Annotated in this window: 17 protein-coding genes; 6 read left to right on the top strand and 11 right to left on the bottom strand. The window is 70.3% G+C overall.

Annotated elements, in window-relative coordinates; genetic code table 11:
• Window positions 1-56 precede the first annotated feature (56 nt).
• The 6 genes from ACWD5O_RS06255 to ACWD5O_RS06230 form a co-directional block, all read right to left on the bottom strand.
• Entirely contained in the window at window positions 57-1,619 is a 1,563-nt protein-coding gene (locus ACWD5O_RS06255) for a fused MFS/spermidine synthase (protein ID WP_354964862.1), read from the bottom strand.
• Between the two features lie 36 nt (window positions 1,620-1,655).
• Entirely contained in the window at window positions 1,656-2,672 is a 1,017-nt protein-coding gene (locus ACWD5O_RS06250; protein WP_354964863.1) for a coiled-coil domain-containing protein, read from the bottom strand.
• A gap of 193 nt (window positions 2,673-2,865) precedes the next feature.
• Window positions 2,866-3,675: an inositol monophosphatase family protein gene (locus tag ACWD5O_RS06245; RefSeq protein WP_354964864.1), complete on the bottom strand. Its 810-nt coding sequence runs from the start codon at window positions 3,673-3,675 to the stop codon at window positions 2,866-2,868.
• The gene (locus tag ACWD5O_RS06240; protein ID WP_354964865.1) at window positions 3,668-4,120 is read right to left on the bottom strand and encodes a response regulator; all 453 of its coding nucleotides are present in this window, start codon (window positions 4,118-4,120) and stop codon (window positions 3,668-3,670) included. The genes ACWD5O_RS06245 and ACWD5O_RS06240 overlap by 8 nt, the downstream gene beginning before the upstream one ends.
• Window positions 4,117-5,865: a sensor histidine kinase gene (locus ACWD5O_RS06235; protein WP_354964866.1), complete on the bottom strand. Its 1,749-nt coding sequence runs from the start codon at window positions 5,863-5,865 to the stop codon at window positions 4,117-4,119. Before ACWD5O_RS06235 ends, ACWD5O_RS06240 begins: the two co-directional genes overlap by 4 nt.
• Window positions 5,862-7,079, bottom strand: coding sequence for a PP2C family protein-serine/threonine phosphatase (locus tag ACWD5O_RS06230; protein ID WP_354964867.1), 1,218 nt, complete (start codon window positions 7,077-7,079; stop codon window positions 5,862-5,864). Before ACWD5O_RS06230 ends, ACWD5O_RS06235 begins: the two co-directional genes overlap by 4 nt.
• Before the next feature lie 297 nt (window positions 7,080-7,376).
• Here ACWD5O_RS06230 and ACWD5O_RS06225 point away from each other — a divergent pair, with 297 nt between their 5' ends.
• On the top strand, window positions 7,377-9,797 hold the full coding sequence (locus ACWD5O_RS06225; protein WP_450084731.1) for a M28 family peptidase: 2,421 nt from the start codon (window positions 7,377-7,379) through the stop codon (window positions 9,795-9,797).
• 271 nt (window positions 9,798-10,068) lie between these two features.
• On the opposite strand, the gene ACWD5O_RS06220 is transcribed toward ACWD5O_RS06225, so the two are convergent.
• The gene (locus tag ACWD5O_RS06220) at window positions 10,069-10,551 is read right to left on the bottom strand and encodes an SRPBCC family protein (protein WP_354964868.1); all 483 of its coding nucleotides are present in this window, start codon (window positions 10,549-10,551) and stop codon (window positions 10,069-10,071) included.
• Window positions 10,548-10,868, bottom strand: a complete 321-nt coding sequence (locus ACWD5O_RS06215) for an ArsR/SmtB family transcription factor (protein ID WP_354964869.1) — start codon at window positions 10,866-10,868, stop codon at window positions 10,548-10,550. The genes ACWD5O_RS06220 and ACWD5O_RS06215 overlap by 4 nt, the downstream gene beginning before the upstream one ends.
• A gap of 500 nt (window positions 10,869-11,368) precedes the next feature.
• Here ACWD5O_RS06215 and ACWD5O_RS06210 point away from each other — a divergent pair, with 500 nt between their 5' ends.
• The 3 genes from ACWD5O_RS06210 to ACWD5O_RS06200 all read left to right on the top strand — a co-directional run bounded on the left by ACWD5O_RS06210 (window position 11,369) and on the right by ACWD5O_RS06200 (window position 13,057).
• Window positions 11,369-11,623 (top strand): hypothetical protein, encoded by a 255-nt coding sequence (locus tag ACWD5O_RS06210; protein ID WP_354964870.1) that lies wholly within the window; start codon window positions 11,369-11,371, stop codon window positions 11,621-11,623.
• Between the two features lie 234 nt (window positions 11,624-11,857).
• Window positions 11,858-12,238 (top strand): hypothetical protein, encoded by a 381-nt coding sequence (locus ACWD5O_RS06205; protein ID WP_354964871.1) that lies wholly within the window; start codon window positions 11,858-11,860, stop codon window positions 12,236-12,238.
• Between the two features lie 372 nt (window positions 12,239-12,610).
• Entirely contained in the window at window positions 12,611-13,057 is a 447-nt protein-coding gene (locus ACWD5O_RS06200; RefSeq protein WP_450084730.1) for a hypothetical protein, read from the top strand.
• Window positions 13,058-14,616: 1,559 nt separating this feature from the next.
• Here ACWD5O_RS06200 and ACWD5O_RS06195 read toward each other — a convergent pair.
• Both ACWD5O_RS06195 and ACWD5O_RS06190 read right to left on the bottom strand, forming a co-directional pair.
• Window positions 14,617-15,672, bottom strand: coding sequence for an IS110 family transposase (locus ACWD5O_RS06195; RefSeq protein WP_450084729.1), 1,056 nt, complete (start codon window positions 15,670-15,672; stop codon window positions 14,617-14,619).
• A 931-nt stretch (window positions 15,673-16,603) separates the two neighbouring features.
• Window positions 16,604-17,005 carry a hypothetical protein gene (locus tag ACWD5O_RS06190; RefSeq protein WP_450084728.1) on the bottom strand — a complete coding sequence of 134 codons (402 nt, stop codon included), beginning with the start codon at window positions 17,003-17,005 and terminating at the stop codon, window positions 16,604-16,606.
• A gap of 265 nt (window positions 17,006-17,270) precedes the next feature.
• On the opposite strand from ACWD5O_RS06190, the gene ACWD5O_RS06185 reads away from it, so the two are divergent.
• Window positions 17,271-17,837 (top strand): HD domain-containing protein, encoded by a 567-nt coding sequence (locus tag ACWD5O_RS06185; protein WP_354963650.1) that lies wholly within the window; start codon window positions 17,271-17,273, stop codon window positions 17,835-17,837.
• Here the strand turns inward: ACWD5O_RS06185 and ACWD5O_RS06180 are convergent.
• Complete coding sequence (locus tag ACWD5O_RS06180; RefSeq protein WP_450004984.1) at window positions 17,825-18,106, bottom strand: NUDIX hydrolase; 282 nt, start codon at window positions 18,104-18,106, stop codon at window positions 17,825-17,827. The genes ACWD5O_RS06185 and ACWD5O_RS06180 overlap by 13 nt on opposite strands.
• On the opposite strand from ACWD5O_RS06180, the gene ACWD5O_RS06175 reads away from it, so the two are divergent.
• Window positions 18,084-18,629 carry a tyrosine-type recombinase/integrase gene (locus tag ACWD5O_RS06175; RefSeq protein ID WP_354963649.1) on the top strand — a complete coding sequence of 182 codons (546 nt, stop codon included), beginning with the start codon at window positions 18,084-18,086 and terminating at the stop codon, window positions 18,627-18,629. The genes ACWD5O_RS06180 and ACWD5O_RS06175 overlap by 23 nt on opposite strands.
• The last annotated feature ends 56 nt before the right edge of the window (window positions 18,630-18,685 follow it).

Raw genomic sequence — 18,685 nt, 5'->3', positions numbered from 1 at the left:
CCAGGTGCGGCCCGGCTACACCTCGGGTATCGGAATCGGTCAGGAATGTCACCCGATCAGGCGGTGGCCAGCAGCTGATCCACCGGGGCGTAGTCGTCGGTCAGCACCAGCGCGTCCCCGATGAAGTCCGTCAGGTCCGCGCCGGAGAGCAGGCTGACCCGCCGGTCGACCTCGTCCAACCGGGCACGGACGGCGGCCAGCGGCAGCGGCGCGTCGGAGGCGACGATGAGGAAGTTCGCGCCCTGCTCCTCGGCGAGCGCCTCCGGCGGGGCGATCAACGCGACGTGCGCGAACTCGGCGGACACCGTGGCCAGCTCGGCGCGGATGAACCGCAGTGGCGGGTAGTCGATGACGTTCTGCACGTACACCCCGCCGGGGCGGGTCACCCGCCGGACCTCGGCGACCATCTCCCGGGTGGCCAGGTGCCAGGGCACCACCAGGTGGCCGAACGCGTCACCGACCACCAGGTCGCGACTGTCCGTCGGCTCGCCGACGACCAGCATCCGGGCGTCGCCCACCACCGCCCGCAGCCCCGGCCCCGGGCGTACGCCCAGCTCCCGCTCGCCCAGCTCGACCAGCCCGCCGTCGATCTCGAACACCACGTTGTCGGTGCCCGGCCGGGTGGCGGTCAGGTAGCGCGGCACGGTGAACCCGCCACCGCCCAGGTGCAGCGCGTCCAGCCGCTGCCCGGCGGGCGCGGCCACGTCCGCGACGGCGCCGATCCACTTGGTGTACGCGTACTCCAGGTGCTTCGGGTCGGCCAGGTCCACGTACGAGTGCTGGGCCGAGTTGAGCAGCAGCGTCCGCCCGCTGGGCCGGTCCGGGTCCGACGTCACCCGGGCGCAGTGGTACGCCGTCTCGATGTCGCACGGGTTCGGCGCGACGGTGGTCAGCCCCGCCCCGACCAGGCCGAGCACCGCCAGCGCGGCCCGGGTCCTGGCCGGACCGGGCAGCTCGGTGCGCGACTGCCGGCGCAGGTACCAGCCGAGGCCGATGCCGGCCAGCCCGAGCGCCACCGCCAGCGCCAGCAGGATCACCGTGCTGGGCAGCGCGGCGACCAGCACGAAGCCGGTGAGCAGGGTGGCGGTGATGCCGCCCAGGGTGCCGATCCCGGAGAGCCGGCCGACCACCTGGCCGGTCCGACGCAGGTCGGCGAGCTGGAGCTTCACGACCAGCGGGGTGACCGCGGCGAGCAGCGCCGCCGGCACGAACACGGCCAGCGCCACCAGCAGCAGGATGGCGCTGGCGGCACCGCCGCGCAGCACCTCACCGGCGTACCGGACCACGGGCAGGGTGACCGCGGTGGCGATGCCGGCCAGCACCAGCGCCGGCGCCAGCAGGCCCCGCGGGTCGCGCCGGTCGGCCAGCCAGCCGCCGGACCACGCCCCGTACGCGATCGCGGCCAGCGCGATGCCGATCACCGAACTGGTCACCTGGAGGGTCACCCCGACGTACGGGCCGACCAGGCGCAGCGCGACCGTCTCCAGCACCAGCACGGCGCCGCTGGAGAAGAAGACCAGGAAGGCGGCCAGGCCGTTGGGCAGCGCCCGGCCGGTGACCGGCACGGACGGGGCCGAGGAAGCCGGCGGGGCCGCTACATCGGACGGTGGGGAGCTCATCGTCGCGATGGTACGCAGCCAAGCTGGTGCCGCGGGTCAGTACATCGAGAGATGAACATGGTTCGTGTGGCTGGCGGCCGGACTGCCGCTGCCGCTGTACGAGCGCCACCCGGTGCCGGGATGCCAGATCTGCCTGTACCAGATCACGTAGAGCACACCCAGACGATCGGCGTTGCGCACGTGCCAGGCGGCCAGGCTGTCCCCGTACGCCTTGTCGCCGCCGGTCGCGTTGCGGTCCTCGAAGCCATTCGTGGCGGCCGCGAAGTCGCAGGCCCGCCCCTTCGGGTGCTCGCCGCCGCCGCCGCTGCGGTGGCAGGAGACGTGCCGCTTGTAGCCGGCCGCCTGGGTCTGCTTGAGCGCGTTGAGAGTGCGCGGGGTGATGCACCCGGACGTGGTCGGGTCATCCACCGAGCAGGACTCTGACGGCCAGGATCCGTCCGAGTTGCGCGGCGCCGGCTTGGCCGAGGCGGAGCTGCCGCCGCTGAAGCCGTTGCTGCTGCCCGAGCTGACCTCGGCGAGCGCCGCCTCGGCTTCCTTCTTCTTCTTCGCCATCACGGCGAGCTGCTTCCGCTGCTCGCGGACCTCCGTGTCGATGGCGACCTTCGCCTGCTGCGCCTGCTGCCGGGCGTCGGTCAGCGTGCGGAGCCGCTTGCCGTCCCGCTGGGCCATCAGATCGAGGTCGGCCGCGCGTTGCAGGAACGCCTGCGGGTCGGCGGAGTTGAGCAGCATCGTCACCGGGGTGAGCCGGCCCGCGCGGTACGACTGCGCGGCCACCTCGCCGACCTGGGCGGTGAGCTCGACCAGCCGGCCCTCGACGCTCTTCAGCTCGCCGGTGAGCGCCGTCTGCCGACGCTTGGAGTTGTCCAGCTTGGCCTTCGCCTCGATGTGACCCTTGGCGGTCAGCTCCAGCGCGTCCCGCAGCTTCTTGCTGCCGCCCTCGCCGGGCTCCGCGTACGCGGGCACCGCGCCACCGGCGAGCACCAGCGCGGCGGCGGCGACGAGAGTGAGCAGCACGCGGCGACCGCGTCGCTGGCTGAGCCTGATCCTGGGCACGAAAGCGTCCTTCCGTCGACCGCCGGCCCCCGGTGAACCACTGCGCGGCGGCGTCCCCGCCGGCGCCGGTCGGCGGCCTGCTGGCGGAGACCGCCGGTCACGATACCGGAAGCCACGCCGGTGACCAGTCCCGTGACGGCTGGGCGGCTCCGGTGTCGACGCAACGTGCCACCACCGTCGCGGAGTGCGCGGATCAGGTGCCGAGCAGGGCGTCGTGCACCTCGGCCCAGACCTGCTCGTTGGCCGCGACGAGCAGGCCGTGACCCTCGTCGGCCGGGTGATAGTCGACCCCGTCGAACCGGCGGGCGACGCCGCCGGCCGCACGGACCAGCAGGGTGCCAGGGCCGTGGTCCCACGGCAGGGTGCGCCAGAAGAGGACGAACTGCTGCTCACCGGTGAGGATGTCCAGGTACTCCCGGCCGGCGCAGTGCTGGCCGGGCAGCAGCTCGCCGAGCCGCCGGCCACCGGCACGGACCCGGTCCCGGGTCTCCGGTGGCAGGAACCGGGTCATCGCGGCGCCACGCAGCTCGCCCATGCGCGGCCCGGCACCGGTGTCGCCCACCGGCCGGCCGTTGAGCAGGGTGCCGTCGTCGGCCCGACCGCTGGCCAGGATCCCGGCCAGCGGGTCCAGGATCCAGCCGGCGGCCGGCCGCCCGTCGGTCAGCAACGCCACCATCAGGGCGAACGGCCGGCGACCGGCGGCGAAGTTGGCGGTGCCGTCGATCGGGTCGACCAACCAGACGTCCCCGCCGTCGCGCAGGTGCCGCAGCAACCCCGGATCGTCGGCGACGCCCTCCTCGCCGACCACCATCGAGCCGGGCCGCAGCCGGCGCAGCCCCGCGGAGATCAGCTCCTCGGCGCGGCGGTCCGCGACGGTGACGATCTCGCCGGGCGCCTTCTCCGACACGTCGGCCTCGTCCAGCTTGCGGAACAGCGGCAGCACGATCTGGTCGGCGGCCTCCCGGAGCAGGTCACCGACGTCGTCGAGCAGGCCGTCAGCCACGCGGCGGCAGCTTGACCACGCTGACGAAGAACTCGTCGATCTGCCGGACCACCGAGATGAAGCGCTCGAAGTCCACCGGCTTGGTCACGTAGGCGTTGGCGTGCAGCTGGTAGCTGCGCAGGATGTCCTCGTCGGCCTGCGAGGTGGTGAGCACCACGACCGGGATCCGACGCAGCTCCTCGTCCTTCTTGATCTCTTCCAGCACCTCCCGGCCGTCGCGGCGGGGCAGGTTGAGGTCGAGCAGGATCAGGTCGGGCGTCACGGCCTCGGCGTACTGGCCCTCCTGCCGCAGGTAGGCGAGCGCCTCGGCGCCGTCGGACACGACGGTCAGCCGGTTGCGGAGCTTGTGCTCCTCGAACGCCTCCTGGGTCATCAACACGTCACCCGGATCGTCCTCCACGAGCAGGACCTCGATCGGGCTCTTGCCGTCCGCCGGCGCGGTCATCCCACCGTCTCCCTCATGTCACCCGTTCTACCGCCTTCCGGGGATCCGTCGGCCCGGTCCGGCCGGTCCGCCCCGGCGGACTGGTCCGCGGAGGTTGCCGGCGCCTCGTTCGAGGGCACGGCGTCGCCGGTCGCGACACCCGCCGCGGGCGCCTGCGGCGGTTCCGGCGACTCCGCGGCGGCTGCCGCCGGCTCGACGTCCTCGGGCAGCGCCGGCAGGGTGAACCGGATCGCCGTGCCCTCCGGTACGTCCGTGTCCACCCAGACCCGGCCGCCGTGATATTCGACGATCTTCTTGACGATGGCCAAGCCGATGCCGGTGCCCGGGTACGCGTCCTTCGAGTGCAGCCGCTGGAAGATCACGAAGATCTTGTCGGCGAACTCCGGCTCGATCCCGATGCCGTTGTCCTGGCAGCTGATCTCCCACTCGGAGCCGACCAGCCGGGTCGAAATGTGCACCTTCGGCGGCACGTCCGGGCGGCGGAACTTGATCGAGTTGCTGACCAGGTTGGCCAGCAGGTTGGTGAGCAGCGGCTCCTCGCCCCGGATCACCGGCAGCTCGGTCCAGGTCAGCTCGGCGTCGGCGTACTGCCGGGCGGCCTCGGTCTGACCGGCCACGTCGCCCATCACCTTGTTCAGGTCGACCTCGACGAAGCCGTTGGTGAGCCGCCCGATCCGGGAGAACGCGAGCAGGTCGTTGATCAGCCGCTGCATCCGCTGCGCGCCGTCCACCGCGAAGGCGATGTACTGGTCGGCCCGCTCGTCGAGCTGACCGGCGTAGCGGCGCTGGAGCAGCTGGCAGAAGCTGGCGACCTTGCGCAGCGGCTCCTGAAGGTCGTGCGAGGCCACGTACGCGAACTGCTCCAGGTCGCGATTGGACCGGGTCAGCTCCTCGGCCTGCTTCTGCAGCTGACTGTTGACCCACTCGATGCGCTCGCGGGCCTCCCGCACCTCGGCCAGGTCGGAGGCGATCTTCTGGCGCATCGCGTCCACATCCGCGCCGAGTTGGACGAACTCCGGCGGGCCGGTGGTGGCGATGCCGTGCTGGTAGTCGCCCTCGGCGACCTCGCGGACCTGGTCGGCGAGCCCGATCAGCGGCCGGATCACCATCCGGTCCAGCGAGAGCAGCAGCACCGCGCCGGCGACTACCACCACCAACGCGGCAATGATCAAGAGCGCGACCAGCAGGTTGCTGCTGCTGCGTACGTCAGACGCGGACTGTTCCCGGGCCGCCAGTATCTCCCGCTGGAGGTCGTCGATCGCCGACCGGACCTCGTCGAACTGCTGCCGGGCCCGTTCGGTGACCAACGCCTGACCGGCGCTGGTGCCGCTCTGCTCGGTGGTGCTGATCACCGGCAACGCCACCGACTGCCGCCACTGCTCGGCCCGCTCCTCGACGATCCGCAGTTCCTGGCCGATCTGCGGGTAGTTGTCGAGCAGGGCCTGCATCGCGGCGACGACCTTCTGCTCCTGGTCGAGCCCCGCCTGGTACGGGCCCAGGTCGTTCGGATCACCGCTGACGGCGTACCCGCGAACCGCCGTCTCCTGGTCGAGCACCGCGTTGAGCAACTCCTGCGCCTGCACCCGCAGCGGGCCGGTCTCGTTCAGGATGGCGTCGATCTGGGTGCGGTTGCGCGCGGCCATCGCCGCCTCCGCCCCGGCCAGGCCGATCAACAGCACGCCCACGACGGTGAGCAGGGTGATGACCCGGCGGCGCAGACTCCAGCCGCCGACCACCGGCGTCACCGGCCACCGCCACGGCTGACCAGCAGCATGGCCACGTCGTCAGCGAGGGGGCCACCGTTGATCTGCTCGGCCCGGCCGACCAGCCACGCCGGCAGTTCGGGCAGGGACACGTCACGGTTGGCCGGCTCGTCGAGCAGCCCGCTCAGGCCCGGCACGTCGAGCCGCTCGTTGCCCTCGCCCACCCGCCCCTCGATCAGGCCGTCGGTGTACATCAGCAGGGACCAGTCATCGGTGTCGAACTCCAGGTCATAGGCGATCGGGCGGCGCGGTCGTACGCCCAGCAGCAGGCCCCCGGGCGCGGGCACCGGGGCGACCCGCCCGTTCGCGAGCAGCAGCGGCGGCGGGTGCCCGGCGAGCCGGACGGTCGCCCGGTTGGCGTCCAGGTCGAGTCGGGTGGTGGCCACCGTCGCGAAGATCTCCTGGAGGCGGCGCTCGCTCATCAGCACCTGCTCCAGCGCCGGCAGCACCTCGTCGTCCGGCACCTTGGCCAGCACCAGGGCCCGCCAGGCCACCCGCAGCTCCACGCCGAGCGCGGCCTCGTCCACGCCGTGCCCGCAGACATCCCCGACGATCAGGTCGAGGCGGTCCGGACGGGTCTGCACCACGTCGAAGAAGTCCCCGCCGATCAGCGCGGCGTGCCGGCCCGGCCGGTAGAAGGTGTGCACAGCCACCTCGTCGGTGGACATCAGTGGCTGGGGCAGCAGGCCGCGTTCGAGCCGAGCCGACTCGGCCTGACGCAGCTCGACCTCGCGCAGCCGGCGGGCGTTCACGTCGGCGCGCTTGCGCTCCACCGCGTAGCGCAGCGCCCGGGTCAGCAGCACCCCGTCCACCTGGCCCTTGACCAGGTAGTCCTGCGCACCCTCGGCGACCGCCACGATGCCCAGGTGCTCGTCTGAGCGGCCGGTCAGCACACAGACCGCGGCGCCACTGGACATCTCCAGCACCTGACGCAGGCCGTCCAGGCCCTGCGCGTCCGGCAGGCCCAGGTCGAGCAGGACACAGTCGACGCCGATCATCCGCTGCCGCGCCTCACTGAGGCTGCTGGCGACCAGCAGGTCGATCATCGAGTTCGTTTCGGCCAGCAGCTCGCCGACCAGGAAGGCGTCGCCCTCGTCGTCCTCCACCAGCAGCACCCGCAACCGCTCACCGGGCGGTAGGTTGGCGTGCCGCGCCAAGCCGCCGTGCGGGTACGGCACAACGGGGGAACCGGCCATGCCGCCTCCCCGGTGCGGCCGGGTCACCGCCGCGAGACGCGGGAGATCGCTGGTGATGTCGGGCTCCTTCCGAGTGCCCTGCTGATCCTGTATTAGACAACGGTCGCACACAACACGACGGCCTCGGCGCGGCCGGGGATGGGCCGCCTCACTGCCCCGCCGAAGGACAAACCGGGCACGGTGGACACTCGAGCGTCCGGCCGTCCCACCCGACGACTACCCGACCGGCCGTCCCACCCGGGGCTGCCGGAGGGCAGGATGGTGCCACCCCAGGCACCACCACCCCGAGGAGTTCCCGTGGGCGCACCCCCCACCCCCGCCACGACGGGCATGCCGGTTCGCCCGGGTCCGGGCGTACCGGCCGCCGACCGCGCGCTGGCCCGGCCCCGCCGGCGGCTCACGGCCGTCGCGGCCGCCCTCGTCGCGCTGGTCGCCGTCGGCGCCGGCAGCCTGCTCGACCTGCGCACCCCGGCCCCGACGCCGGCCGACGCGCCCTCCGACGAGTTCAGCGCCACCCGGGCGTACGAGGACGTCCAGGTCATCGCAGCCCGGTCGCACGTCGCCGGCAGCCCGGCCAACGACCAGGTTCGCGCGCACATCGAGCAGCAGCTACGCGGTCTGGGCCTGGAGACCGGGGTGCAGGACACGGTCGCACCGGAAGCCGGCCAGCTCAGCGGGGCCGCGGGCGGGGCCACCCTGGCCCGGGTCCGCAACGTGGTGGCCCGAATGCCCGGCACCGACCCGACCGGCCGGGTCTTCCTCGTCGCCCACTACGACTCGGTGCAGACGGGCCCGGGCGGCAACGACGACGCCGCCGGCACCTCGGCGATCCTGGAGGTGGCCCGGGCGCTGGCTGCCGGCCCCCGGCCGCGCAACGACATCGTCTTCGTGCTGACCGACGCCGAGGAGGCCTGCCTCTGCGGCGCGTCCGCGTTCGCCGCCAGCCACCCGCTGGCGGCCGACGGTGGGGTGGTGCTCAACCTGGAGGCGCGTGGCTCCACCGGGCCGGTGATCATGTTCGAGACGTCCCGGAACAACGCGAAGCTGGTGGACGTCTTCGGCCGGGCCGCCCCGCACCCGGTCGGCACCTCCTTCGCCGTGGAGATCTACCGCGCGCTGCCCAACGACACCGACTTCACCGCCTTCCTGGACCGGAAGTTCGTCGGGCTGAATTCGGCGTACATCGACGGCGGCGCGATCTACCACACACCGCTGGACACCCCGGCGGCCATGGACCGCGGCAGTCTCCAGCAGCACGGGGACAACGCGCTGGGCCTGGCCCGGGAGTTCGGTCGCACCGACCTGACCGACCTGCGCTCCGGGCACGACGCCACCTACTTCCCGGTCCCCGGCGGGCTGGTCCGCTACCCCGGCTGGCTCACCCTGCCGCTGGCACTGCTCGCGGTGCTCGCGGTGGCCGCGCTGGGCTGGCTGACCCGGCGACGGGGCCGGGCCACCACCGGTCGGCTCGCCGCCGGCTTCGGGCTGGCCCTGGTGCCGATCGTGGCCGCGCCGGTGGCCGCGCAACTGCTCTGGATGGCGATCACCGCGATCCGACCGGGGTACGCCGAACTGCTCGACCCCTACCGGCCGACCTGGTACCGGCTGGCCGTGCTGGCCCTCGCCGCCGCCATCCTGTTCACCTGGTACGCGCTGACCCGCCGCCGGATCGGACCGGCCGCGCTCGCCGTCGGCGGGCTGGCCTGGCTGGCCCTGCTCGGGGTGCTGCTCGCCGTGGCGGTGCCCGGCGGGGCGTACCTCACCACCCTGCCGGCGCTCGCCGGCGCCCTCGGCGGCCTGCTCGCGCTGCGCACCCGGCAGACCGGGCCGTGGCCGGTGGTGGCGGTGACCGCCGCCGCGGCGGTCGGCGTGGTCATCCTGCTGCCCACCGTGGTGCTGCTCTTTCCCGCGCTGGGAATGGCGATGGGTGGGGTGGCCGCGCTGGTCGCGGTGCTGCTCGGCCTGACCGCGCTTCCGGTGGTCGACCTGCTGCACCCGCAGGCCGGCGGCCAGCGCGGGCTGGTCGCGCTGCGGGCCCGGCGGCTCGCGATCCTGCCGGCCGGAGCCGCCGCCCTGGCGGCCGTGGTGCTCGCCGGGGTCGGGCTGGCCGTCGACCGGTTCGACGCCGCCCACCCCGCGCCCACCCACCTGATGTACGCAATGGACGCCGGCACCGGCCAGGCCCGCTGGCTGAGCCATGAGACCGACCCGCAGCCGTGGACGGATGGCTACGTGGACGGGGTGACCGACGTCGGCGACGACTTCCCCGGCCTCGGCGACGGTGAGCTACGGACCGGCCCGGCGCAGCCGGCGAACCTGCCGGCGCCGAAGCTGGAGGTGCTCGCCGACTCCGGCTCGGGTGGGGAACGCACGCTCCGGCTGCGGCTCACCCCGCAGCGGGAGGTCCGGCTCGCCACCCTGCACGTCGACACGTCGACCGCCACCGTGCTGCGGGCCGAGGTGGCCGGCCGGCCGGTGCCGGTGGAGCCCCGGGACGGCCGATGGGGCTTCGGGCTGGTCTTCCACGCCCCACCGGCGGAAGGGATCGAGGTCACGCTGACCCTGCGACCGATCGCCGGGCAGGTTGCGGTGCGGGCGATGGACGCCAGTGACGGGCTGGACGCGCTGCCCGGCTTCCGCCCCCGGCCACCGGCCGTCGGCATCGTCGGCTCGCACAGCTCCGAGATGCTGGCGGTCGCCCGCACCTATCCCATCTGACGGGCGGTCCGGTGGTCCGCTGGAGCATTCTCCGCCGGACCATCGGCCCCGCGGTCAATCATCGATCGCCTGGTAGACAGCGGTCCCCCGACGGCCCGGAAACGGCATGATCTTGGTGGATTCGATTTTCTCGGTGTGAACTGCCGGCAAGGCGGGCCGCTTGAGGTCCGGTGCGCGGTCGGCGGGCCGAGCCACGTCCCTACCGGCTCGGCCCGCTTCCGTCGGCTGCTGCACTTCCCTGCTGTACTCCTACGGCGGCTTGGTCGGGCCGTTAGCTGTCGCCACCAAAGAGGGAGAGATACCGGCCGAGGTAAAGGGGCCACCCGGTGTCGCTGTCGACCCCATCTCGGACCGACTCCCAGCCAGGGCCGTGCCGGTCAAGGTGCCGGTGTTCCAGCTCGATCCGGGTCTGAGCTGGCGTCTCGACGACGAATATGACTTCGACCTCGCTGGTGAGGTCCGGATCGGTTTCGACCTGCCAGGTCGGTCCGATGTCCCAGCTGAAGACGACCCGGGTCGGCGGCTCGTACGCGAGAATGCGCGCCCACCGGCATTCGCTTCCGTCGGCACCCCGGTCGTAGATGTGCCCGCCAACCCGGGGCTCGAACACGGTCTCGGCGATCGGGACCTGGAGCAGATTGTGTTCGCGCGGCTTGAAGTCGCCGAACCGCTCGGTGAATACGGTGAAGGCCTGCTCGATCGGCGCGTTGACGACGATCTGTCGGCGGACCACCGCCGTAGCTGCTTGCGTCATGAACTCTCCTCGGTCTCTTCAACGACGTCCTGATACCCGTCCAGCGCCCGTCGCCAGAATGTGTCGAGCTGGTCCCGTAGAGCGACCAACCCAACCGGACTGAGCCGGTAGACGCGGCGGGTGCCCACCGCCTGGTCAACGACCAGGCCCGCGCTCTTGAGCACCTTGAGGTGCTGCGACACGGCTGGCCGACTGATCGGCAGCTCATCTGCCAACTCCCCCACGGCGCGTGGTCGCTCGGCTAGGCGCTGAACGATGGCGAGCCTGCTGGGATCACCCAGCGCCTCCCAGCCCGGGTGCATTCCGTAAGTGGCCACGAACGAAAGCTACGACTTACCGTTGCCGTCGTCAAGGCAAACCACGAAACGGCTCGCCGCTCAGGCCGGTCGCTCCCGTCCGGCCATCTCGTCAACTGCCGGCCAGCGAAGATCGCACCCGGCGGGCCATCGATATGGCACTCGGCGGGGACCAGGCCGGCCCCGCCGCCTCTACTTCCAGCGGTATTGATCGCGGGCCGAGGCGTAGTCGATCAAACCGGACGAGACGTCCTGTGACCTGGGCCGGGACGCGTCATCGAGGGTCATCGGTGGGCACTGCTGGTTCACCTCAGACGGCCTGGAGACGGCCTGATCTTGAGGGCTCACGCGTAGTTGTCCCGGAAGGTGAGCCGAACGCGGGTGTGCAACGATGATCGGCATGTCGACTCCACGAAAGGGCAATGCCGCGTAGGCGCCCCGCACAACTGCGTGCCGACTCCATCTACCGGCGACCGCTTGACGAGTCAACCTCCGTCATCCCCGGGCTCTCGGCCCGCGGCTTGAAAGCCATCGCCTACCTCGAACGCACCCGCCTCTGGAACCAGGCCGTGTCTGATGCACTGCGGACCTGGTCATGGTTCATGCGCCACCCCTGGCATCGCTTGTGGGACCCGAATGCCGGCTGCGGAGTGATGGAGTGCTGTCCGAACCCGCCCGAGTTGCGCTGGATCCTGGACGTCGCCGTTGCCGTCCTGCCGCCGCAGGACGCCCGAACCCTCCGCAAGCAGATCGCGGCCCTCGATGAGCTGTGGTGACCCGCCGCAACGGCATCTAGTCGGCTCGGGCGTCTCCGACCCGTCGTTCATGACCCCCGTCGGGGGGAGCCTGGTTGGCATTGTCGTTCAGTGTCGGCTGGTGTCGTTCCCTGTGGTCCTGCTCTCGGCGTCTCGCCGGCTGTGATCTTTGGTGTCGGCCGGAATCGCACCGTTCGCTGACTCCCTGCTGACTCGTGCGCCGTGGGGATGACTGCTGAGCTGTACGGTCGCGGAGTGGAACGCGGACAGCTGATCTCCCTGCTCGGCGGCCAGACAGCATCCTTCGCGGCCTGCCGGCAGGCACTAGAGCGTGGGGCATCCTTCACATTGTGGGACGGGCTTCTGCCTGCGCGTCACTTCGCAGGGATCTACAAGAGGCGCGAGCGACACACCCGGGAAGCTGGCATCCCCACCGTGGGTTTCGCTGAGGCCGTCATGACCCTCGGCGCCCTAGAGGACGAGCTGTTGCAGATCGCAGGCGTCAGGCAGACCGATCCTCCGTACTACTTCCAACTGTTCCTGACTGCTGACCCGTTCGCGGTGGTGGCGTGCATCGGGGTCGATCAACAGCACCATGCCGGGGGTCCGGCTAGACAGCCCGGTCGAGGCCGCTAACCGCGCACGCCGTTGCACACTTCGTCCCGAACGCCGTTGCGGCGCACCTTCTCCTGCCATTGGCTGTCGTCCCGTGCCCCTCGGCTTGGCCACCACCCCGCCTGCTGTCGTTAGGCGTCGATGGCAGGCGGGCCGTTCGCTGCCTCCTTGCTGCTTCGTGAGCATCGAGCAACCGCGGCAGCTGGGCTCCGAAGCTAGCGCCGGGTGGCGTCGGTTGGCTGCGGCAGAGCACGACGCACGGAGAGCCCACCGCTACCGACTCGCGCGGCGCAGGCGCTTCTCGACCACAACGGGCGGCAACGGGCCACCGTGCCGGCGCCAGCTAGCTCGCGGCCTCCGGTAGATGTTGACGCGCACAGCGAGACTGACGACGTGGATGCGTGGGTGACGCTAGTCGCGGCCGTTGCAGGTGCTGGGATTGCGATCTTTGGGCAACAAATAACTAAGCGAGGTGAGAGCAACGCTCGGCTGGCCGAACTCCTCCTCGAGCAGTGCTCTCAGGTCCTGGCACTGTCCGAGGATTTTCGGAACCGGTTGTGGGAGGAACGAGAGCTAGGACTTCCCGGACGCGTGGACGGCTGGGACCTCGGCCAGTTCCGGCTAGCCGCAGCACGCCTGCGCATCCTGTGCGGTGATCAGCATGTACTTCGGGCTCTAGACGAGCTGAACTCGTCTGGCAAGGCTCTCGGCGCGTATTGGAGGCGAAAAAATATCGACGCCGGCGAGCTCGACGCCCTCTACGAACGAGCGAAGCTGGCCGCCGAGGCCTTCGCCACCGCCAGCGCAAACCTCTTCCGTCAGCGCATCCGCGAAGGATAAAAGAGGGCACGGCCTGAGCGGTGACCGTGCCCGCGCCACCTCTGCCTTGACGGTCGGCTCCTGACTGTGGTCATTGGGGTTCGGCTCGTTGCTGTCATCTCGACCCACGCATTACGAGTCCGCCGCGGCCTGCTTGTCGGCGTGGCCCCGGTCCTTGTCGAGCTTCTTCTGACGTCCGCCAGTGCCCGCCACGACTTGCAGGCTTGGCTGCTCGGTTGGCTGCTTCGAGCCCACGCGTTCTGGCTGTCCGACATATGTTGGGTGCATGAAGGGCGTCAATGCCGATGGACCAACCAGACCGGAGGTCGGTGCCATCACTAGCGGATCGCAATCTCGCAACAACGAGATGGACGTCATCGAGATCGGGCCTCGTAGGCCACCCCTGCCATGGTGGCGGGGACGGGGAATCGCCGGCCCCATCGCTGTCGCGCTCGTCGTCGGGGCCATCACGGGATACCTCGCCGGCATCCGACGCGCCGAGACCCAAGCCCATACCGCCAGACCCGGCCCGCACGCGCCGACAACCGCCTCAGTTGTGACGGCCGAGGCACAACCGGTGACCGGGACCGGCAACCGGTGTTCGGCTCAACTCGGCGACAGGTTGCAACTAGGCGTTGAGATTGTCAACCGATCGGCCACCACCGCGACGCTTGACCGGATCGAACCGGTCCTTCCGTTGAACGGGCTGAGAGCAACGACGAGCGCATGGGGAAGCTGCGGCCAGTTGTCGTACATGGACGTCAGGACACCGCACCCACTCCCACCTGGCGCCATCACCTGGTTGACGATCACGTTCGACGTGCTCGTGCCCTGCCCAGCGCCAATGCCGGTCCTCTTCACCCTCACCTACACACAGGCAGGTGACACCGCCATCTCTGACCTGGGCGGTTTCCCCGATTTAGGCAACGTTCCCTACACCCGATGCACCGCCAGTCCTGGCTAACTCGGCCGCTGTCGGGACGGCCGGATTCGGGCCGATGACCCCTTGACCCCCAGGCAACCAGCACTGCCACCTGAGCTGCTATTCCATGGCCCTTGACCTAGGGGCGCGGTCCGCCATCGTCCGAGCTTGTCCACTGACGTCCGCACCGATCGTCACTCGGTTAGTCACCCAGGGTCGCCCGCCTCGCCCACCCGCACAACATCCCCACGGGTCGCCCGCCATACGTGCGGGGGCAACGCCTTGTTGAGCTACAAGCGCTCGCTGAGTAGCAGTTGCCCGCCGCCGACCAGCATCGCCGCGCCCGCCAATATCATCAACACCCCAAAGAGCCTGTCGAACACAATGAAGAAAGCGCGGCGTCGAGCCAGTCGGTCATCCGTCCACCGGAAGGGACTAAGCGGACGCACAATCTGCATCGATAGATCTATATGCTTTGTCGCGATGCCGCGATAGTCAGTCGCGAGGGCCGCTCCAATCACGATGAAGAGCACTCCCAACAAAAGCCCGAGCAAAACCCGCCACATTACGATGCCTCCGCCGAACGGCTCCCGGGCGGCCCCGCCGACACAGCGAGACTAGACGACATCCTCAAGCCATCCCGATGCTCCTATGGAGGTCAAGGGGCGAGGGCAGCGAAGTCGGCGAGCAGGGCGGTGTAGACGTCGCGGACGATGTAGCGCTTGAGGCAGCGGAGGATCTCCTGCTTGCTGAGGCCTTCGGTGATGCGGCGGTGGACGTAGGCGCGGGTGCGCTGGTCGTAGCGCATGCGGCAGAGCGCGATGGTGTGTAGGGCGTGGTTGGCGCCGCGGTCGCCTCCTCGATGCAGGCGGTGGCGGCGCACCCTTCCTGAGCTGGCGGGGATGGGTGCTGCGCCGCAGAGGTGGGCGAGGGCGGCTTCGGAGTGCAGCCGGTCGGGGTTGTCCCCGGCGGTGGTGAGCAGCTGCGCGGTGACGTCGGGGCCGACGCCGAACAGGGCTGTGGTGCGGGGTGCCGCCTTCGCGACGATGGGTGTCACCTGTCGGTCGAGGAGGGTGATCTCGTCGGTGAGGGCGGTGACCCGGCGTCCGAGTCCGACCAGGGCTGCGGCGGTGGCGTGCTCCGGTTCTTGGAGTGTGGCCGGGTCGTAGATCAGTGCAGCGCACCGGCTGACCAGCGTGGCGGCGCTGGTCCTGGTCAGGTGGGCTCGCAGAGGTTCGGGGGCGGCGGCGACCAGGCCGCGCATCTGGTTCAGGGCGGCCGTGCGGGCTTTGACCGCTCCTCGGCGGGCGACCCGCAGGGCGCGGATGGCCTCGACCGGCCCGGTGCGGGTCTTCGGCGTGCCCATCGCGGTGCCTGCAAGGGTTGCCCGGGCGGCGGCGATGGCGTCGATCGGATCTGACTTGCCGTGATTGCGGCGGGCACGGCGGTCGGGCCGGTCCACCTCCACGACGGCGATCTTCTTGCTGGTCAGGTAGCGGGCCAGGCCAGCGCCGTAGCTGCCGGTGCCCTCGACTCCCACGGCAGTTACCCGGCCGAAGGAGCGCATCCAGGCCAGCAGGTCTGCGTAGCCGGCGGTGGTTGCGGGGAACTCGGCGTCGGCCAGGAGGCCGCCCGTGCTGTCGATGACGGCGGCGTGGTGCGTGTCCCGATGGGTGTCAACACCACCGATAACAGATCGTCTCTTGGCTGCCATGCTGGTGAGGTCCGCCTTTCTCGTCTGCGTCGAGAATCCTGTGGACACGTCACCGGTCAGGCGATGCGGACAACACAGTGGTGGGCGCCTCTCGCACAGGCTCCTATCAGGTCACGACGCCTGACCGGTGACATGCAGGTCGCGGGGCCACCGAGCTGGCCGACGAATCGGGATGAGGACAGCAACCGTCGGTCTGCCGGTGAGTCAGACCAACCCAGCGACCCACCCCACCATCCTCACTGTCTGCCGCCGACCCGCCCTCCTGGGAAGCGGGCCGCCGCCCGGTCCGCCACGTCAAGACGGCCTTGACGCAAGTTCGGGCGCTGGCGGGCCGGGTGGTGGTTTGCTCGGCTCGCCCGGGTCGACGGCTGGCGGGATGGCCCTGCGCAACCACCCACGGACCGCGACCCGCCGACGGACCCCCGGCCATCTCCGAGTCGTTGCGCCCCCGCCGGAGGCGCGATAACCGCGACCAACCCGCCGCCCCGACCCGCCGCGCGGACCCGGCGTGCCCTTCCCTGCGCCGCGCCGATCGGGCGCGGCCCGGCCGGCTGCCGGCCCACGAACCTCAACCACCCTCGGCGCTACCGTCAGCGGCGGCCCCTGGGCTTCCCGCTCTCCGCGCCAGCCGACGGGCGATGGCGTGGCTGGCCCCGACCGGCTAAGGGAGGGGTCAGACGCGCGCCCAGGCGGCGGCGCGTGCGGCCCGTCTCGGGCCGCCTTGAAGACGTACAGAAAGTTTGCACAACATCGCCGGCGGTCGGCCTGTCGTGTCACGGCCGATGCTTGGCATTCGCGTCCCACCAGACGCTTGACATGATCCTCAGGACGATCCCGGAGACCCTTACGGTCCGCGGCAGGGCCGGCTCATCGCAGCACGAGCGCGACGCTGATCAAGCGGTGCTGACGACCAAGACGGCACTGCGCTGGCTCAGAGCCGAACCCACTCTCCGAGTCGTTCGGCTGGAGCACCTTCGATGAATGCCGTGATCGCCGCCATTGCCGTCGCCACGCTGGAGACGAAGTCACCCGAGAATGTGCAGTCGCCGCCGAACACCGGCACGTCGATGGTTCTCATCGCGGGCAGCCTTCCATCCCCACGGAGAAGGCGGCAGTCGTCTGGCGACTCAAACAGGTGCATGACCCCGTAGTCCCCTCTGAACGAGAACGTTAGGAGGGGGTAGTCCACCTCGACGCGGCGCACCTCCGTGTATCCCTCCCCGGCGCGCAGAAGGTGCTGAAGCGGGGACATGAACCCGTCGGCGTTAGACCGGGTCTCCGTGGCGGCCAGGTCGCCACTCTCGGGATCGATCGCGGTCCAGGCCACGTCCATGTGTGTCTCCATCAAGCGGGTCAGCAGTCGCACGTGGTGTCGCACATGAGCGGATGGGTGCGTAAGCCCACCGTCACCACCGCTCGATGGTCACTGAAGGTACTCAGGATGATCGAGTAATCAAGGCGGACTTTCGTGCATGTTCTGGGACGGATTCGTCAAGCGTGTGGTGGGACTAGACACGCCGGCAGCCCGGCCGCCCTCGCCTGGCCAGCGACTGGACACGGGATGGTGCGCGGGCTGGGTCGCTCCGTAGCCTGGCGACATGGCCGCCCTCGTCGACACCGCCCGGGAAGTTGCGCGACACCTGTTGGAGACGCCGTTGCCCCGTCGATGGAGTCACGTCCAAGCGGTCGCTGCCAAGGCGGACAGGATCAGTTCAGCGGTACCGGCCGAGGATCGAGAGGTGCTTGTAGCATCGGCGTGGTTGCACGATGTGGGCTACAGCCCTGACCTGGTCGACACCGGCTTTCACTCGCTTGATGGTGGTCGCTGGCTGCGCCGTGAGCGGTTCAACGAGCGGATTGCCGCCCTGGTGGCCCATCATTCCTGTGCGTGGCTGGAAGCTGAGGAGCGTGGGCTAGGCGAGGTTCTTGCTGCCGAGTTCCCTCGGGAGGAAACCGCGGTGACCGACGCTCTCTGCTGCTCGGACATGACGACCGGGCCGGATGGCCAGGATTTCGAGGTGTTGGAGCGGCTGGCGGAGATCCGTTCGCGGTACGGGCCGGAGCACCTGGTGACCCGCTTCATTTGCCGGGCGGAACCAGAAATGGTCGCTGCCGTGCGGCGGACTCAGCACCGTCTGGTCGGCGGCGTCCATCAGCCGATATAGGGCTCGGGACGATCCTTGTAGCCGTGGGTGATGCGCAGCAGGGTCGACGGGTGAATGTCGAGCGCGGCCAGCTCGTCGCGGGCCACCCACCGGACGTCATGTGACTCGTCGCTCGGGGTCGGTGTGCCGCTGACCGGTACGGCACTGAAGCAGAGCGAGAACTGCTGCCGTACCTCGCCGTCTGAGTACTCGATGACGTGGCCAGGATCGGAGTAGACACCAACCATCCCAGACACTTCGACGCTGATGCCGGTCTCCTCGCGGGTCACTCGGCAGATCAAACTCGTTCGCGGTTCGCTGATCTTCGCCCCGCCAAAGGGCGGCAGGTCCCGCGAGGTCCCGTTGCCGGACTCGGTGGCCGGCAGGCTGGAGCAACACACGCGAGACTGCCCGCCAATTGCGGTGACCCTGCCGTGGGAGACGCTGACCGGCGAACCGCGAACCGTAGAGCTGTACCTGACGACACCCGCCGGCCTGGCGCTGTCCCGCTCGATGTTCAACTCCGGCGTCTGGAAGCCCGCGATCCGGGCGACCGGCATCCCCGATGACCGACACAACGGGATGCACGTCCTGCGGCACACCTACGCTTCGGTCCTCCTGGACGCCGGAGAGAGCATCAAGGCTCTGTCGGCCTACCTGGGCCACGCGGACCCGGGCTTCACCCTCCGGACTTACACCCACCTACTGCCGGCCAGCGAGGATCGCACCCGCCGGGCCATCGACAAGGCACTCGGTGGAGACCAGGCCGGCGAAGGCGCTCCGCAAGCCCTTGACGGCCTGGACACGGCATGATCATGGTTCGTCGGCCTTGGCAGCGCCCTGAGACGCAGGTCAGAGGCCACGCCGTC

The sequence above is a fragment of the Micromonospora sp. NPDC005161 genome, assembly GCF_053599855.1.
The sequence above is the reverse complement of the archived record's forward strand: the minus strand, read 5'-3'. Positions and strand labels throughout refer to the sequence as shown.

Coding starts and splice junctions, on each gene's coding strand:
- ACWD5O_RS06255 (WP_354964862.1), bottom strand. CDS start 1,619: ATGAGCTCCCCACCGTCCGATGTAGCGGCCCCGCCGGCTTCCTCGGCC.
- ACWD5O_RS06240 (WP_354964865.1), bottom strand. CDS start 4,120: ATGACCGCGCCGGCGGACGGCAAGAGCCCGATCGAGGTCCTGCTCGTG.
- ACWD5O_RS06230 (WP_354964867.1), bottom strand. CDS start 7,079: ATGGCCGGTTCCCCCGTTGTGCCGTACCCGCACGGCGGCTTGGCGCGG.
- ACWD5O_RS06220 (WP_354964868.1), bottom strand. CDS start 10,551: ATGACGCAAGCAGCTACGGCGGTGGTCCGCCGACAGATCGTCGTCAAC.
- ACWD5O_RS06195 (WP_450084729.1), bottom strand. CDS start 15,672: ATGGCAGCCAAGAGACGATCTGTTATCGGTGGTGTTGACACCCATCGG.
- ACWD5O_RS06190 (WP_450084728.1), bottom strand. CDS start 17,005: ATGGACGTGGCCTGGACCGCGATCGATCCCGAGAGTGGCGACCTGGCC.
- ACWD5O_RS06185 (WP_354963650.1), top strand. CDS start 17,271: ATGGCCGCCCTCGTCGACACCGCCCGGGAAGTTGCGCGACACCTGTTG.
- ACWD5O_RS06175 (WP_354963649.1), top strand. CDS start 18,084: ATGCCGGTCTCCTCGCGGGTCACTCGGCAGATCAAACTCGTTCGCGGT.